This is a genomic window from Lysobacter firmicutimachus, from assembly GCF_037027445.1.
Taxonomy (GTDB): Bacteria; Pseudomonadota; Gammaproteobacteria; order Xanthomonadales; family Xanthomonadaceae; genus Lysobacter; species Lysobacter firmicutimachus.
In genome coordinates, this window is record NZ_JBANDL010000002.1 from 50371 (window position 1) to 66287 (window position 15917).

General features: G+C 60.4%; 13 protein-coding genes. 8 read left to right on the plus strand and 5 right to left on the minus strand.

The genetic code is table 11. The features are described from left to right. The first annotated feature begins 455 nt into the window (after window positions 1-455). Window positions 456-743, plus strand: coding sequence for a hypothetical protein (locus tag V2J18_RS00315; RefSeq protein ID WP_336130534.1), 288 nt, complete (start codon window positions 456-458; stop codon window positions 741-743). 32 nt (window positions 744-775) lie between these two features. Further along, the gene (locus V2J18_RS00320) at window positions 776-1507 is read left to right on the plus strand and encodes a 6TM ABC transporter family protein (protein WP_336130535.1); all 732 of its coding nucleotides are present in this window, start codon (window positions 776-778) and stop codon (window positions 1505-1507) included. A gap of 223 nt (window positions 1508-1730) precedes the next feature. On the opposite strand, the gene V2J18_RS00325 is transcribed toward V2J18_RS00320, so the two are convergent. The 3 genes from V2J18_RS00325 to V2J18_RS00335 form a co-directional block, all read right to left on the minus strand. Next, on the minus strand, window positions 1731-2780 hold the full coding sequence (locus tag V2J18_RS00325; RefSeq protein WP_336130536.1) for an ImmA/IrrE family metallo-endopeptidase: 1050 nt from the start codon (window positions 2778-2780) through the stop codon (window positions 1731-1733). Then, a complete protein-coding gene (locus V2J18_RS00330; protein WP_336130537.1) occupies window positions 2777-3436 on the minus strand; it encodes a hypothetical protein in 660 nt (219 codons plus the stop codon). The genes V2J18_RS00325 and V2J18_RS00330 overlap by 4 nt, the downstream gene beginning before the upstream one ends. 887 nt (window positions 3437-4323) lie before the next feature. Beyond that, entirely contained in the window at window positions 4324-4980 is a 657-nt protein-coding gene (locus V2J18_RS00335) for a response regulator (RefSeq protein ID WP_336130538.1), read from the minus strand. Window positions 4981-5684: 704 nt separating this feature from the next. On the opposite strand from V2J18_RS00335, the gene V2J18_RS00340 reads away from it, so the two are divergent. The 3 genes from V2J18_RS00340 (at window position 5685) to V2J18_RS00350 (ending at window position 10843) form a co-directional block, all read left to right on the plus strand. Beyond that, entirely contained in the window at window positions 5685-9101 is a 3417-nt protein-coding gene (locus tag V2J18_RS00340) for a DUF6531 domain-containing protein (RefSeq protein ID WP_336130539.1), read from the plus strand. A 180-nt stretch (window positions 9102-9281) separates the two neighbouring features. Next, window positions 9282-10472 (plus strand): RHS repeat-associated core domain-containing protein, encoded by a 1191-nt coding sequence (locus V2J18_RS00345; RefSeq protein WP_336130540.1) that lies wholly within the window; start codon window positions 9282-9284, stop codon window positions 10470-10472. Beyond that, the gene (locus V2J18_RS00350) at window positions 10469-10843 is read left to right on the plus strand and encodes a hypothetical protein (RefSeq protein ID WP_336130541.1); all 375 of its coding nucleotides are present in this window, start codon (window positions 10469-10471) and stop codon (window positions 10841-10843) included. Before V2J18_RS00345 ends, V2J18_RS00350 begins: the two co-directional genes overlap by 4 nt. A 51-nt stretch (window positions 10844-10894) precedes the next feature. Here the strand turns inward: V2J18_RS00350 and V2J18_RS00355 are convergent, their stop codons facing one another. Both V2J18_RS00355 and V2J18_RS00360 read right to left on the minus strand, forming a co-directional pair. Continuing rightward, the gene (locus tag V2J18_RS00355) at window positions 10895-11350 is read right to left on the minus strand and encodes a hypothetical protein (protein WP_336130542.1); all 456 of its coding nucleotides are present in this window, start codon (window positions 11348-11350) and stop codon (window positions 10895-10897) included. Between the two features lie 334 nt (window positions 11351-11684). Then, window positions 11685-13475 carry an ATP-dependent nuclease gene (locus V2J18_RS00360; RefSeq protein WP_336130543.1) on the minus strand — a complete coding sequence of 597 codons (1791 nt, stop codon included), beginning with the start codon at window positions 13473-13475 and terminating at the stop codon, window positions 11685-11687. A gap of 793 nt (window positions 13476-14268) precedes the next feature. On the opposite strand from V2J18_RS00360, the gene V2J18_RS00365 reads away from it, so the two are divergent. From V2J18_RS00365 to V2J18_RS00375, 3 genes are all read left to right on the plus strand, one after another. Then, window positions 14269-14643 carry a DUF6900 domain-containing protein gene (locus tag V2J18_RS00365; RefSeq protein ID WP_336130544.1) on the plus strand — a complete coding sequence of 125 codons (375 nt, stop codon included), beginning with the start codon at window positions 14269-14271 and terminating at the stop codon, window positions 14641-14643. Between the two features lie 187 nt (window positions 14644-14830). Beyond that, window positions 14831-15073, plus strand: coding sequence for a hypothetical protein (locus tag V2J18_RS00370; protein ID WP_336130545.1), 243 nt, complete (start codon window positions 14831-14833; stop codon window positions 15071-15073). Window positions 15074-15250: 177 nt separating this feature from the next. Then, window positions 15251-15793, plus strand: a complete 543-nt coding sequence (locus tag V2J18_RS00375; protein ID WP_336130546.1) for a DUF3489 domain-containing protein — start codon at window positions 15251-15253, stop codon at window positions 15791-15793. Window positions 15794-15917 lie beyond the last annotated feature (124 nt).

A 15917-nucleotide genomic window follows, 5' to 3' on the forward strand; every position in this document is an offset into this window, starting at 1 on the left:
AGGCGTCAGGGCTGCTTTCGCTATTGGCACCCTTCCAGTTGCAGTTTCAATTTGCGAGCTGACAACCAAACAGCCCGTTGGTCTGCGCTTGTTGCAGGCTGAGCGTTGCCCCGAATTCCTTCACATATTCGCGGTATTTGACACAGTCCTTGGCGGAATAGCACAGGGCGGGAGACCCCTATCCCCCCTCAATCGCCCCGAAGGGGGATCGGCAACGCTCACCGCCAAGAGCGACGGGGCCCGCCGCTTCGCCCAGATTGACACCGCCCTCGCCTTGTTGCGGCCCCTGCGCGCGGCAGCGGTCGAGGTACGCCTGGCCGACGCCGCGCCCCTACCGCCCGGGTGCCCCGCCGGCCTCGCCGCGCTGGAACGCCTGCACGCCGAGGCTGCCCCGCCGACACCCGCCGTGCTGCGCCCCCCTAGCGCCACGTCGCCCCCAGCCCTGAACCGCCGCGATGTCCCTGTCGATCCGCCGTGCCAAGGCCCGCGCCGCCGCCCTGCTCGATGCCCTTCAGGTCGGCGAGACTGGGCCGCCCACGACGTCGAGGGCGCATTCAATTACGAGCGCCGTTGGGCCGCGCTGGACGCGTGCGCTGCGGGAAGATGACACGCTGGACACCTTTTCGAGGTTCTCGCAACTCCACCGCTTGATGGCGATGTGCCTCAGGTTCGCCGATGACCACAACATGGTCATTGCCAGACCGAGCCGTGTGGCGGGCACTGATTTGGTGATGGTTCAATAGGCGCACTAAAACGCCGAGCACAGGAGTACGGGATGACCCGAACTAGGCGCACACTGCTGACACGGTACGGAAAGATCAGTGCTTGGCTGGTCACAGCAGTATTTGTAGTCGCCTGGATACTCAATCCGCAAGGCCCCTGGGAATCCTGGTTAGCTTTCATCGCGTTAGTAACTACAGCGCTGGCGGAAGTGTACTCATGGCTCAAGCCTGCACTATCAGAGAGGTTCGCTACGAGTGGTGAAAGAGCGCGCCACCGTGAGAACCTTCGACAGGTACTCCAGGAAGAGATCTATCGCAGACGCGCAGAAGATCTACGTAGCGATGTGATCATCCGCGACGTAGACAGATTGGATGACTATCCGGACCTTCCGCCCTACGAGAAAGGAATTTCTGCCTGGTTTCGCTTAGGGCTAATCGAAACCTACAGCAAAGGCGTCCGTGTCGGGCTACGTTATGGAGGATTGAAGGCTTGCGATAATGGCTATCGCTTCGTCGACTTTGTCAACAAGGAAAGCAGTGATCGTACGGTCCTCCTTCTGGGCGAGATACCATACGACTCCATCGCAACGGTCAATTTGGAAGGGGATGAGATATACCCCTATGCCCACATCTACTGCCATTTCGATTTCGACGGCCAGCCTTATGAAAGGCTTTGGTTCGGCGAACGAATCGAGGTCGGAACGAGCTTCTACTACGAATTTGTCGCGTCATACGAGGAGGTAACGCGCAATAATCCGACAGATGGCCCGTTACACTTCGTTTAATGCAAGCTTCGCACGTAGCTCCACCTATCCTGCGACCCTGGCCGCCCTCGACCTCCTCCCGCCGATGACGTCCTCTCCCATCACACCGCGCGAGACCTTCTTCGACAGCGCCGAGGAGTGAGTCGCTTCGGTCGCGTGAGCCCGCACGTACCAGTTCGCTCTTCGTCCGCCAGTCGGAACTAGTACTGGGTGAATGCCCCACTGCCATCGATAACATTCGCGATCATGCCAGCGCCAAGCGGGCTGACTCGTCGCGCTGGATATCGTCAATGGAAAAAAGAAGATCGCGCAGTTCCCCCTCCGGGATACCAAGGTCAGCAGCAATTCGAGACGGAGTAAGCTTCTCGCTCCACATAATCTTCAGTACTCGATCCCATACCGCGGAGCGCTCTCTATCGATGGGGTTGGGCTCAGATTTGCCGTGGCGGGAATTCAACTCGATGCAGATGTCTCGATACTTCCAGTCAGACAGTAGGCCGAGCTTGTGAAGGCGGTAGGCTAGGGCAGCAGCCGAAACTCGCCAGCGCACCTTTCTCCGAATGATGTCAGCCAGCCCCATGCCTGCGACACAATGGGCGAGCACATCGCCTTTCGGCATGAGGAATGCCGAAGCGAAACTGTTCGCTTGATCCTCTGCTGTACGGCCCTCTTCTTGCCCATCCTGATGGAGGACCAAATGACCAAGCTCATGAGCCGCATCGAAGCGGCTGCGCTCAGCTGTCTTCAAGCCGTTCAAGAAAACGTGAGGTCGACCTTTCCGCCATAGGGAGTATGCATCCACCTTGGCGGTGTTCTCTGCAAGAGAAAAAACACGCACCCCCTTGCTTTCCAGCAAGTGCACGATATTGGAGATAGGCCGCTCTCCCAAACTCCATCTCTCACGCAGAACTCGCGCTGCTTCTTCTGGAGGGTATTCGCCTAGTTCCGGCACTGCATTCGGTGGAAATGAAAAGCGAGCATCGAACCAATCTGAGATCAAATACGCTACTGCGCCTGCTGCCAGAGCCGCATCGCGAGATGCGGCACTCATCGACGTCTGACTGCGAAAGCTGGCGCGTTCCGGAACCTCGACATCTTCACCGAAGAAGAATCGCTCGGGAAATCCGAGAGCCCGGCTGATCGCCCGAATATTCTCAGGCGACGGCTCCTCAGTGCTTCCTTTGTCCCACCTGGTGATGGTGTGCTGCGTTACCCCGATCGCCTCTGCGAATGCTTTCTTAGTCAGCATCCGCCGTTTTCTTGCTATTGCGAGGCGAGCGGGATTGAAGTTCATGTCTGTGGAAGTCGCTCTACTAGGATGTCAAATTCTTCTGCTGCGTCGGGCGCCAAGCTATCGTCCCCAAGGGGAGTGAACATGTTCGGAGACAGGAATATCCTCTCCTTGAACTGGGTGAAGAACCCACCCGCTATTCCGACCGGGCACGACAACTCGGCGCGAATGGTGTCGCCTTCGCAAAAAACAAACAAGTACCAAGAGACCGTTTCCAGCAAGCGATCAGGAAGAGCAGCTTCGCCCTGGTCGAGCAGCATGTCCGGAAAAGCCAGACTGAGCTGATCGACGTTCGTCTGAACTGCTCTTTCGGCCGCGGCCCCCCTCTTATTCCTGTTCTGCGGGTCTTGCTCTTTGACACCGGCAGCTTCGTTGGAGTTCACCACCGTGAATTTCACGCCGCTCCCGACGTCTATGGTCCAGGGAACTTGATCGATCTCGGTGCGACGCCAGCCCTTGGTCGCTCCAATTTCACGAATGCGCCGCACCCCCTCCTTCCAAGCCATCCAGCCAGGAGCAGATACGGGATCGTTGGCCGTGCAGCCGTTGCGCCCGGCAACCATCGCGTAGACGACCTCCACCAGTTCGATCTGTTCCCAACCGAGCTCGCTCAGTCGGCTTTGCACTTCCACAGGGGAGTTGATGATTTGGGTCTGCACAGACGCCTCATGTTCATTTTTTCCACCTCGATTGTGATGGAAAAAATGAACATGTCAATCCCTCACGTTCTTCATCCTGGGCGCCCGGCATCCTCGCAGCCGGGTTGCAGCTCTCGTAAGTTGATGCACGATCGATGAAGGCCTTCTCCTGAGGCGTGAGGCAAACCAACCCAGGCCAACAAACGCCTACTGATATCTTTCATCGCCGTGCCGGTGGCCACGGCACCCAAGGGTGATGACGGCCTCGCGAGGCCGTCATCCCGCGAAGCACGGCGGTGCCCGCCGCTCCGTACGCCTCGAGACCGCTCTCACCTTGCTGTGCACCTCGAGCATGGCCGCGATCGACGTGCGCTTGGCCGACGCCGTAATGTCCCCGTGGCCTTGCCGCCGGGGCCGACCCGTCGGCTTGGCCGCGCTGGACCGGCTGCATGCCGAGGCCGCCATCGGCCGCGCCACTCACACATAAGCCAACTGCTTGTCCCTTTCGTCTGCCGCGCCGACGCGCGCCACCGTTGCCAGCCCAGAAGCCAGACTTCGGCGCGAAGTCCTAGCCTGAACGGCTACCCCAACCTACGGTTAGGTTGCCCTAGCTGGCATCCGGTGAACCTACTAGTTCGAATCCGGGAGCCGTGGGCGCGCCAATTTCCGGCGGGGAACTCTCTCCGCACTCCGCACGCCCCTCCGAAAGCCCCAATACTGGCGGGCTTCAGCGAGGGGCGTTTGGTTTCAGCTCTTCGGCGATAACCCGGAATTCGCCCTTTTTCCTCTCTCTCCGCCCCGTCTTTCTCCGGTCGGTTGGTCCTGAGACCAAACGCTCGTGTGCGCAAAGCGCCGAAAACAAGGTGGATTCGGAGGCCGGCAGTTCAGCGGTTGGATTGACGTTTAGGTCAGCTACCACGATTCGGACGGCCTGAGCCGCCGCCACCCGCCGGCGGAAGCAGCCCGTACTCCATCGCTAGCCGGATCAGGCCTAGATCTCCTTGGACGCCCAACTTGGCCATCACCTTGGTCCGCACGGTACGGACGGTCGAGGTGGTCAGTCCCAGCTCCAGCGCGATATCGCCGTTTTGCCTGCCCCGTAGCACCAGCCAGACCACTTCCATTTGACGTGGACTGAGCTGGTCGAACGGCGAGACTTCGAATATCAGCCGGGCGCCCAGTGCGTCGTCCAGAAAACGACGCCCCGCCGCGACCTCGCGGACCGCACGCACGATAGCCCCGCCATCCTGCGCCTTGGAGACATATCCCCTGGCACCGGCGGCCAACAGCCGGCGGGGCACGGGCCCCGCCTCCACGACGGAGATGATCAGGATTCGAAGACTGGGGTGCCGTGCCAGCAGTCGGCGCGTGACCTCCAGCCCGTCCCAGCCGGGCAGATGAAAGTCGCACAACACCACGTCAGGAATACCCGATCCGATGGCCGTGAGAGCATCCTCGCCATTCGACGCCTCCCCAACGATCTCCATGTCGCCTTGCGCCTCTAGCACGCCCCGTAGGCCAACTCGCACCAGCGGGTGATCGTCAATCACAAACACACGAATCATCTTTATCCTCGGCACCAACGACCGAGGATGGACTTAGCCAATACGGCCTGCTCGTTATCAACCGAATCATCTGGATTCTGCTTTTAGCTGATGCGCGGCCAAGCGAAACGCGCCTCTTGGCGGACAGATGTCTACTCGTCACCAACTAATTCCGAGAAAGAATCAGAATTTCCCTACACCAAAAGCGCTCACCAAGTGCTAGCTTTTGCACCCTGTCTGTAGCGCTCAGAAAAGCACAGTTGAGGCGATGACTGCTTGGCCTCGGCTCCACGCGACATGGCCCGAGATCGGTCGGTCGCTATGCTCGGTATGAAACAGTCTCGCCAGAAGAGATCGTTCTCGGCGATGCTGGATCAAAGGAAGAAGTGACGAGACGTCGCAATCGGCTAATAGCGTTTAGACCCTGGACATGGAACGTCGTATGCATCCCCTGTAGCCCATCGGCGCTGACTTAGACCGCGTTCGCGATCTTGTCGGTAATCATCAATCTCCCTCTTTCCCCAGGCACTGGCACTTGTCCGTGCTGTCTCGTCGTGCGAACAGGAGTAGCACCCAATACGTATGGACCACAGAAGATTCAGCGCCACCCCGGATTGGTACAGCCGGGCCGTAGATCAGCGCACCAAGGAGTAGGTATGTCGATAGTTCACAAGTGTCAAAGAAAACGCAGAGTAGCCGCCAGATCTCTTGCTGCGGCTGCGCTCATGGTGGCTGCCCTAACGCAAAATGCGGTGGCGCAGGAGAGCGGCCAGCCCTGGACCTTCCAGGGCCAGACCTACAACACCCAATACGAGGCCGAGCTCGCCATCAAGGCACAGGGCGGTGCCTACCAGTACGTCGACTCGGTGCGCGAGCGGCAGATCACCGAGACCGATGTCCAGCTGACCTACGGCATTGCTCCGGAAACCGGGCAGGTACGCGATTGGTCGGCCTACCTCTCGGGCAATAGCGGCGGCACCAAGCTCAGCGAGCAAGCGCTGGTCGATGCGCTGATCGCCCACTACACCAACCGCAGCACCTCGCTCGGCTGCGCACCCAGCACTTCGGTGGTTCGCAAGGGCGATTGGCGCCCATTCAATAAATGGTCCGACGGTGTCGCGTGGCGCGAGCTCGCCGACTTCGAGGTCCGATACGTGGGCACGGCGGTCGGCGGCGCGACCTGCCAGAACCTTGTCACTAACGAACCCGCGGACCGACAGCGCACGCGTTGCTCACAGGAGTTCCTGACTTGGAACCAGAGCGGAAACGTCTGCACCAACGACTCGTACACCGCGACCATCCGTTCGTCCCTGCTGGCCTGCGATGCTTGCAATATGGTCGGCAATCCCGCCGACGTGTCGACCGGCGACAAGTACGAAACCGAGCCCGACTTCGATCTGGGATGGGTCAGTTTCGCCCGCGTCTACCATTCCGCCGCCGCCAACAACGGCAATGCCGGCTTCGGCCACGGCTGGGGGCATACCCATGAGATCCGCCTGGCGATCAATTCCGACGGCACCTTGGGTCTGATCCAAGCCAACGGCTCGCAGCTGGGATTCAAGAACGTCGACACCGGAATCGCCGAGGCCGGCGACGGCAGCGGCGACCGCATCGTTCAGGACGGCAGCCAATGGCGGCTGTACCGCGCCGATGAGGTGCTGGTATTCGACGAAACCGGAATGCTGCTCGAGCGTCTGTTCGAGGACGGTACCCGCCTCACCTACGCTTACGATAGCCTGGGTCGGCTGGCCACGATCACCCACTCGACCGGCCGTAGCCTGGACTTGGTCTACGACCGACCGTCGGCGCAGGCGGCCATTACTGCGATCAACACGGGTGGAGCCCAACTCGTTGGGTATGGATACAACGCCAACGGCCAAGTCCAGACGGCGCAGTATCTAGGCGGCACCACGCGTACCTATCACTACGAAGACGCCGCCTTTCCCCGGCACCTGACCGGTATTACCAACGAGCAAGCGCAGCGTTACAGCACCTTCAGCTACGACACGCAAGGCCGGCTCCTAGTCAGCCAGCATGCGGGCGGCGCCGACAAGGTCGCGCTTAGCTATACCGCTGCCGGTGGCGCCATCGTCACCGATGCACTCGGCTACAAGACCACCTACGGCCTTAACGACGCTGGCGCGTACCGCAAACCACGCAAGCCCGGCAATGTCGTCGATAGCCGCGGTTCCATCGTGCGTACCTACGTCGACGATTTCGACGACTTCCGCCGCCGCCTGGACACCGTCACCGACCGCAACGGCACCCAGACCAAGCACAGCTACGCCGAGGCCAACGACCCGGTCACCGGCCAGCCGGCGCGCACGCACACGGTCGTCGAAGCCGTCGGCCTGCCCCAGGAGCGCACCAGCCTGGAGCGCCGCGACATCGCCGGCAACCGCACCGTGCTGACCCAGCTCGGCAACCGCGAGACGCGGATCGTGCGTAACGCGCGCCTGCAACCGGTCACGGTCACCGTGCGCGACACCACTACCAACCAGACCCGCACCACCACCTACGCCTACTGCGAAGCCGCCGACGTCGCCGCCGCCAACAGCACCTGCCCGACCCTGGGCCTGCTGAAGTCGGTCGACGGCCCGCGCAGCGACGTCAACGACGTGGTGACCTACCAGTACTACGGCAGCGACGACAGCACCTGCGCCACCCAGCCGGCGCTGTGCACCTACCGCAAGGGCGACCTGCGCAAAACGATCGATGCGCTCGGCCGCGCCACCGAGATCCTCGGCTACGACCCGCAGGGCCGGCCGCTGTCGATCCTCGATGCCAACAACGTGGTCACCGACTACGAGTACCACCCGCGCGGCTGGCTGGCCGCGACCAAGCTGCGCGGCGCCGACAACAGCGTCGAGACCGACGACCGCATCACCCGCCTGGAGTACTGGCCGACCGGCCTGCTGCGCCGGGTCACCCCGCCGGGCGGCGCCTACGTCACCTACAACTACGACGCCGCCCAGCGCCTGACCTCGGTGACCGACAAGGCCGGCAACAAGCTCCAGTACACCCTGGACAAGGCCGGCAACCGCAAGCAGGAGGACACCCAGACCCCGACCGGCACGGTCCGCCAGACCCTGTCGCGGGTGTTCAACTCGCTCGGCCAGCTGCACCAGGCCAAGGACGCCGCCGCCCACGCCACCACCTTCACTTACGACGCCGACGGCAACCCCGACCTGACCACCGATGCGCTGGGCCGGATCAGCGACCAGAACCACGACCCGCTCAACCGGCTCAGCCGCCTGCTGCAGGACGTCAACGGCCTGGCGGTCGAGACCCAGCTGGCCTACAACGCCTTCGACCAGGTGACCCAGGTCACCGACCCCAAGGGCCTGAACACCGTCTACGCCTACAACGGTTTCGGCGACCGCACCCAACTGAGCAGCCCGGACACCGGCGTCACCGACTACACCTACACCCCCGCCGGCCAATTGGCGACCAAGCAGGACGCCAACGACGCCGTCGCCCACAGCTATACCTACGACGCCCTGGGCCGGCCGAAGACCATCTCCTACGGCAGCGGTACGAACGATGTCGAGTACGACTACGACACGGTCAACGCGGTCTGCGCCGCCGGCGAAACCTTCGCCCTGGGCCGGCTGACCGCGCTGCGCACCGAAGGCACCGAGCTGAAGTACTGCTACGACCGCTACGGCCAGTTGGTGCGCAAGGTGCAGGTGGTCGACAGCAAGTCGTTCACGCTGCGCTATGCGTATACGACCTCCGGCCAGGTACGCACGATCACCTACCCGGACAACGCCGTCGTCGACTACGTCCGCAACACCCTGGACCAGGTCACCGAAGTGGGCGTCAAGCCGGCCGGCGGCGTGCGCACGGTGCTGCTCAACGGCGTCGCCTACGAGCCCTTCGGCCCGGCCACCGGCTGGACCTACGGCAATGGCCGCAGCCTGGCCCGCAGCTACGACCTGGACTACCGCGCCAAGACGATTCACGACAACGCCGCCGGCGGCCTGTCGCTGGGCTACGGCTACAACGAAGTCGGCGAGCTGACCGAGCTCAAGGACGGCTTGCAAAGCGCCGTGCTGGCGAAGTACGACTACGACACCCTGGGCCGGCTCAAGATCACCCGCGACGGCCCCAGCAACACCCCGATCGAAACCTACGGCTAAGACGCCACCGGCAACCGCACCAGCCTGCTGCATGGCGGCACGACCACGACGTACACGTACCCGACCACCAGCCACCGCCTGACCAATGTCGGCGGCGTCGCCCGCGGCTACAACGCGGTCGGCAACACCACCAGCATCGGTGGCACGGCCAAGGAGTTCGTCTACAACGGCAACGACCGCATGAGCCAGGTCAAGCTGGCCGGCGTGGTCAACCGCAGCTACCGCTACAACGCCAAGGGCGAACGCGTCGCGGCCACCAACGGCGCCAGCGGCCCGGTCGCGGTCTACACCCTGTACGACGAAGCCGGCCGCTGGCTCGGCGACTACGACGCCAACGGCTCCAGCAAGCAACAAGTCGTCTGGCTAGGCGAGTCCCCGGTCGGCGTCCTCGCCGGCGCCGGCACCGCGCAGAAACTGCACTACGTCCAACCCGACCACCTGGGCACCCCGCGCACGGTGATCGACGCCACCCGCAATGTCGCGATTTGGAGTTGGAACGCCAAGGGCGAAGCCTTCGGCAACGACACCCCCAACCAGGACCCGGATCAGGACGGCACCGCCTTCGTGTTCGACCTGCGCTTCCCGGGGCAGCGGTATGACGCGGCGACGGGGCTGAATTACAACTACTTCCGGGATTACGATGCGGTTAGTGGCAGGTATGTGCAGAGTGATCCGATTGGGCTGGCTGGCGGCAATAGTACGTATTTGTACTCAGGCGGCAGCCCGATTGATTCCATAGATCTCTGGGGCTTGCAGTATCGCGAGGCTAACTGGGAGAACAAATACGTCCACAAAGTTATAGCCCCGCCGAGAAGTCCCGATGACTGGCTTGGTCCGACGATTGGTGTTGGTCTCGGTGTTATTTCGCTGCCTGCAATTGGCTACGGTCTCTATGAGCTAGGCATAGTTGCGCTAACCAATCCTGCAACTACACAAGCACTTGCTATTGGTGCAACAGAAGTAGTCGCAGGAACGTCCGTTACTATTCCGGCAGCAGTAGGCACCGGGGCCGCATGCAAGGTAGCAGAAGAACTGGTAGATGCCGCAACACTTGCGAGCAGTGCTGCGCGTAAAGCGACCAGTACATTTACCCCGGGGCCGTATGCCGGCGCTTCGATTCCCGCTAGGTCTTCGGCACAAACTTTCACCACAGCGGAACGGGCGGCCATCAACGACATAGGACGAACTACGGGGTGCCATACTTGCGGCGCTACCACCGCGGGAACAAAGAGCGGAAATTTTGTCCCCGATCATCAGCCCGTGTCATCACTTAACATAAATAATGCTCCTCAACGACTCTATCCACACTGCATCAACTGCAGCAGGCAACAAGGACTAGAGGCGGCACGCCAACTGAGAAAAAAGCCATGAACAAGTCCATAAAGATCGCCCCTCCAAACTCGCTCATACTTGTAATGGATCACTCGTTCGGCGAAGTTCCCGCTGAAATGGGCGGTCAACTGGTGTCGAGTACGGACTCATGCGTCGCTGTCGGGACTCTATCCGAGATCGATGGTGAGACCACAATCACTCTAACGAGCGACCTTCAAATTGAGCCTGGGCTTGAAGAAGCGTTCAACGGCATTGTCCAAACGCCGAGTGGAGAGCTGTCCATCTGCAATTCACGGAATGAAGCGCTAATTTCACTTAGAGAGCTTTCTCTAGAGACTAGGATTCGGATTCTTGTCAATGACAGTTACGAACCCGATCAAATCGTAGTGGTTGCAGAGCCTTCCTCTTAATAGAGACCTTTAGAAGGCCCCGGCAGCGGGGCCTTTCTTTTTGAGCGACTGCTACAGCATTGATCGCCGCGGCTCCCGCAGTTGCCGATCAAGCGAGTGCCCCCTTCCTTCGCCGAGGACACCGACCAACGTGCCTGAGCTGATGCCCATGCCGTCCAGCCTCGCGAGTTCGTCGTGCAGTTCGATGGCGAAGTCGGCCAAGCCGTCCGTTTCGGCTGCTGGTTCGGTCTGGGCGTAGGCGGTTCGACCACCCGAAACGGACGTAGCTTCGACGAGGTGGAACATCTCGCCTTTCTGCCCCCTGGCCTCGGCCGCCAGCGCGCGGCCGAGCATGACCCGCTTGCGCGACGACTGGCGTGCCGGCGGCGCTGGTGCCAGTCGGTCCTTCCGCCATCCGCAAATCCAGCCGATGTCGGCGCAGATCTTCAGTAGCTTCGCCTCAAGGGCATCGTGCAGACCGGGGGCCCGCGATACGCGCCGCGGTTGATTACGCTTCGTGTTCCTCATGCCGTTTCCTGCTGTAGTCATCTTGTGAACACGATGCGGCCGGGTCTGCGACGACTCAAGCATCTTCGCGGTGCCGTGACGGTTGTGACGTTCGTGATGGTGTATCCGGACCTGGCACTACATGAAGGAAAGAGAAGACCAGGGCAAGCGCCGTCGCTGTGACGGTCGTGACGATTGTGATGGTGTATCCGGATCTTGGAACGTAGTTGAGAGAGAGGAAGTGCCGTCCAGCTACTGGTTCTCCGCCGCTGCCAAGACTATTCACTAACCGATCGAGCGACGACTACTATGGCGATGATGTAGTCGGTCTCCAGTTAGTGTTGAAAACAGGAATCTATTCACTCGGCGAACTTCTAATCCATTCAAAGAGCGCCTTCAATGCCGGCATAGACGCCTCTATCTCAGATGGACCAAGCACGCTAAGGCAGTTCTCTTGATAGAAGATTGCATCTTCGCCTTTATCACTGGCGCCGATGACATGTTCGATGCATCCAGTTGACCAAAGCCAAACTCCTTTAGCGATAAGGGCGTCATGTGCTGATTCGGCATAGGTCTTTCCTTCCGAATCTTGTGCGAAAGCTGCCCACGTTTCTGCTGCTGTGTGACCCCCTCCTTTGATTGGTAGTCCGTTTTCGCCAAGGGGTAATCCACTGCTTGCGCTAAGACGGGCAAGTATGGCCTTTACTTGCTTAAGGTCATCAGCATCTTTACTCAGCCACGCAGATGCACCTCCCTTGCGGGCTTCGACAAAGGCGAAGTCGAGGTCGGCAACAGCAAAGGCGGAAATTCCCATAACGTGTAGTACCGGGAGACCTTTTGTTATGTCCGAGCCACTACCAAGAGAGACGAAGCAGATGCGATCTAGTTCCGGCGCGTGTCCATAAATTCGTTCGTAGGCTAGTGGAAGCAAACGAAGTTCCGTCTTCCCCTCACAAAGTATTATCTTTTCACAGAAGTAAATCTCCGCAACGTTGCCAAGCTGGAAGAGTGCTCTAGATTGGGATTCAGAGTCACTTAAAGCTGAGGTCACGGCCTCACGAAGAGGGCGCCTAACCGTCGTTCCTGTGGATTTCCGACTTACTATTACTGTGTCTGGAGCGATTTCTTTGCTCAACATCAATGGCGAGTGTGTCGAAAAAACTACTTGAAAGCCGGCTCCGGCTAGATTGCGGAGAGCTTCTCGCAAATGACGAACCCCTTGGGGGTGGAGAAAGAGCTCTGGTTCGTCAATTAGCAGTAAGCGCCGATAACTTATCGAATTTTCCGGCTTTCGTGCTTCTGCTAGATATCGAACTAGCGCCATCTGAATCGCTCGCTGTGTGCCGGTTCCCATCTGGTCAAATCTTCGACGCTCTCCTGTCAGCTGGTCAGTGACATATAGATCGCCAGCTCTAAAAAACTCCTTCAAGTCCACAATTGGTAGATCGACATCAAGGCTTAGGCCGGGAAAGAAGTCGGCCAACGCCTCGGTGGCCTTCTTGTCGAATGTCCGCAAGTGCGGTGATCTTTCCGTGCCGTTGGTAGAGAGGATTTCGCGGATAGTCGCCAATGCGCTGCTAAGGCTCTCATGTGTTGCTAGTACCGGCGCCATAACTTCATCTAACAAGCCTTTAATAGTGGTTCCGCTCTTCGCCTTGCCGAGATCTTCAGTGAGGTCTTCCATTGCAACAATGTGCAGAGGCTCCGGAAGTAGAGCGGAAACCGCTTCAGGTAAACCAGTTGGATATGCACGCCATTGTTCTGGTATTCCTATCCCCGTGTAGCTGGATGGCTCCCAGACCTGTTGGGTAGGTTTCTTGCCAGCAGCAGCGGCACTGATTCGTATCCATAGTTTTTCATCAACGATGTATGGGGACATGGCAGACCGGTGCTTCGGATCAGGTATTGTTGCCAATAGAGTTGCATCAATTCCTTCGATGCACGCTGCCACCGTCACAGGCAGGCTTGGATCTGAAAAATCACCGTTCGTCAATGCGCTTGGTGAGAGCACAAGTCCTATCGCTGAGAGGACGGTAGACTTGCCTGTATTGTTTTGACCAACCAGTGGGGTTAAGTCCCCCAGCAACAGCGAGACATGTCGGCAAGCCCGAAAGTTTGTGATGTGGATATGGCTGACCCTATGCATACGCGCTCCCGCAGTCGAAGGGCTCTATGCTGAGTATGTTGTTGGTCCAGTCACTTAGCACAGTAAGTGGGTACATCAGGACATAGAACGTTGCCTGATGACGATCGAGGCCAGGCAGCAGTAGCTGCTGTAGTGCCGGGTCCTTCCTGGCGGTCGGGATGAACGGGGGGCACGGCCGCGAAACCTCGCTAGCGCCAGGCTCGCGAATGAGGTTTGCACTCAAGCGGTTCGCACTCGCAAGTTAGGTTTGCACTGAGCCGATGACAGAGGTTGCGTCAGTTTTCCGCTCGAAGCGTTGTGCCCCAACACCCTTGCTCGTAAATCGGAAATGTTTCCGATTAAGCAAGGTCGCACGCGTAGCTCTTCTGGAATCTTTCGCCGCAGTGCTGTCACCTGCAAATCGGCCAATTGGCCGATTTAGCGCTTCGGCCTATGGTCGAAGCGCTGGCGCGGGCCTTTGCCCAGCGGACGGAAAGAGAAATAGCGGCGCCTCCGATTGGCTGGGTCGATCCTGCTCCACCGGCCGCCGTTAATGCGAATTCACACGCCATCGTTCAGCCCCCCTTCTGATTAAAGACCCCACACCCGCTTGGGCGGCGCAATACTGTCCGAATTCCGACAGTTTCCGGCCGCCTACCGAATCAGCTCCACGCGATATCCGCAGCCCTCGACGAACCAGTCAGGAAGCTGTCCGCCTTCGAGGACATTCGTTCTTCTCCGCGAATTCGACTTGGATTCATCGTCGAAGGAAGCGTTCATGCGTCCACACCGACGCACGGCCAAGGAGGCCCGCATGTACGACGCAACCCTAAGCGAGATCGCCCAGCAGCACTTGAACCTCGCGACGCTGATGGATGGCCCCGATCGCCACGAGGTCTCGGCCGACTCGGTCAAGGCCGCCCTCAATGCTGCCTACCTCGCAGGCTACGCGGCTGCGATGCGGGCCGCCGCCGGCAGGGGCAAGCCCCTCCCAACCGAGCCCCATACGATGCTAGGCAACGAGTGGGTGGGCCAAGGCTACGCCGACGAGCTGCTGGACGACCCGAATGCGATCACGGTGGTGACGCTGGCGATCCCCGAGGCTCTTCTGGTCGAAGACCGGTCGAAGGCCAAGCGCGCGATCGAGGTCTTGGTGCCTACAGCCATTCGCCACCGGCGTATCCGCTAACAACACCCCGCCCCCTAGCAGCGCCCTATCTGGGCGCTGTTTCCGTTCAAGCCTCTCGCCCAGTCGTTGTACCTGTCCGTGGGCTGTCCCAGAGCGCGGGTTCCGGCATTGAACCCAAGAATCTGCTTGGCTTACGCGTGGAAGGAAGCGTTCATGCCGTCACCCCAACCACGCACGGGTGCTCAGCATGACTAATGAAGAACAACCCAATCTGGAACGGCTCAAGCACGGCCTGCGCGACCTTAGGCGATTGCGTCCCATCGCCTTCGGCGACATCGCGGCGCTCGAGGACTTGCGAGAGCTTGCCTACAACGAGCTTCAACGCCGTGCCGGCAACGCCCTGCGCCTGCTGCACAGCGATCTGGTCGAGATGATCGCCTTCGACAACGTCGATGTCCTCAAGGCGGTGTGCGATGTCGTCGCCGAGTGACACCGACCTTTGGTTCTTGAGGGCTATGGCGGCGACGGTTCTCGTCGCCGCCTCCGACGGAACCCTCGACCTCAATCATCTCGCTCGCGAAGAACTGATCCGCCGGGGCCTCGGTCCCAATGGAGAGTGGGTCGGCCCCTGCCGCGCACGCGAGCTTCACACCAAGGACAAACAACCATGAGTCGGACCGAACTGACCGATAGCCAGCGCGGCGTCCTCCTTCTCGCCATCACCACCGAAGGCCGCGTCGAGCACTTCCCCGAGAACTTGCAAGGCGGTGCCCGTACCAGCGTCATGCGCGGCCTGCTGCGCAACGAACTGATCGAACCGCACGATGCCGGATACCGGCTGACTGACGTCGGCTGGAAGGCCACAGGCTACGAACCGCCGGAACCGAAGGCCGCCAGCGCGGAGGCTAAGGCCGACGCCAGCGAGGCAATGCAGCCCCCACCCGGTCGGGTCGCCCCAATGCCGACGCCTGCGCACCGTCGGAACCGGCTGGATCTGGTCGTCGGCCTTCTCAGCCGCCCCGAGGGCGCGACCATCCCGCAGATCATGGCGGCGACGAACTGGCAGGCGCACTCGGTGCGGGGGTTCTTTGCCGGCACGGTCCGCAAGAAGGGCTACCCGTTGATCTCCACAAAGGAGGGGAAGGAGGGACGGGTTTACCGCATCCAGGCCGGGACCGAGCAGCACGCCAACGGCGGCGCAGCCGAGTAACCCGACGGTGAGCCGGGCGTTGCTCGGCTCGCTATCCGACATCTGTCCACGAACGCGGGATGCAGCAACACGCCCGGCACATCGCTTGCTTCGCGCGACCTTCTGTTTTCGGCCGTAGTTGCAG

What these genes read in the sequence shown, in the direction of transcription:
- V2J18_RS00315 (WP_336130534.1), top strand. Translation starts at nt 456, where the DNA reads ATGTCCCTGTCGATCCGCCGTGCCAAGGCCCGCGCCGCCGCCCTGCTC.
- V2J18_RS00320 (WP_336130535.1), top strand. Translation starts at nt 776, where the DNA reads ATGACCCGAACTAGGCGCACACTGCTGACACGGTACGGAAAGATCAGT.
- V2J18_RS00325 (WP_336130536.1), bottom strand. Translation starts at nt 2,780, where the DNA reads ATGAACTTCAATCCCGCTCGCCTCGCAATAGCAAGAAAACGGCGGATG.
- V2J18_RS00335 (WP_336130538.1), bottom strand. Translation starts at nt 4,980, where the DNA reads ATGATTCGTGTGTTTGTGATTGACGATCACCCGCTGGTGCGAGTTGGC.
- V2J18_RS00340 (WP_336130539.1), top strand. Translation starts at nt 5,685, where the DNA reads ATGGTGGCTGCCCTAACGCAAAATGCGGTGGCGCAGGAGAGCGGCCAG.
- V2J18_RS00345 (WP_336130540.1), top strand. Translation starts at nt 9,282, where the DNA reads ATGAGCCAGGTCAAGCTGGCCGGCGTGGTCAACCGCAGCTACCGCTAC.
- V2J18_RS00350 (WP_336130541.1), top strand. Translation starts at nt 10,469, where the DNA reads ATGAACAAGTCCATAAAGATCGCCCCTCCAAACTCGCTCATACTTGTA.
- V2J18_RS00355 (WP_336130542.1), bottom strand. Translation starts at nt 11,350, where the DNA reads ATGAGGAACACGAAGCGTAATCAACCGCGGCGCGTATCGCGGGCCCCC.
- V2J18_RS00360 (WP_336130543.1), bottom strand. Translation starts at nt 13,475, where the DNA reads ATGCATAGGGTCAGCCATATCCACATCACAAACTTTCGGGCTTGCCGA.
- V2J18_RS00365 (WP_336130544.1), top strand. Translation starts at nt 14,269, where the DNA reads ATGTACGACGCAACCCTAAGCGAGATCGCCCAGCAGCACTTGAACCTC.
- V2J18_RS00370 (WP_336130545.1), top strand. Translation starts at nt 14,831, where the DNA reads ATGACTAATGAAGAACAACCCAATCTGGAACGGCTCAAGCACGGCCTG.
- V2J18_RS00375 (WP_336130546.1), top strand. Translation starts at nt 15,251, where the DNA reads ATGAGTCGGACCGAACTGACCGATAGCCAGCGCGGCGTCCTCCTTCTC.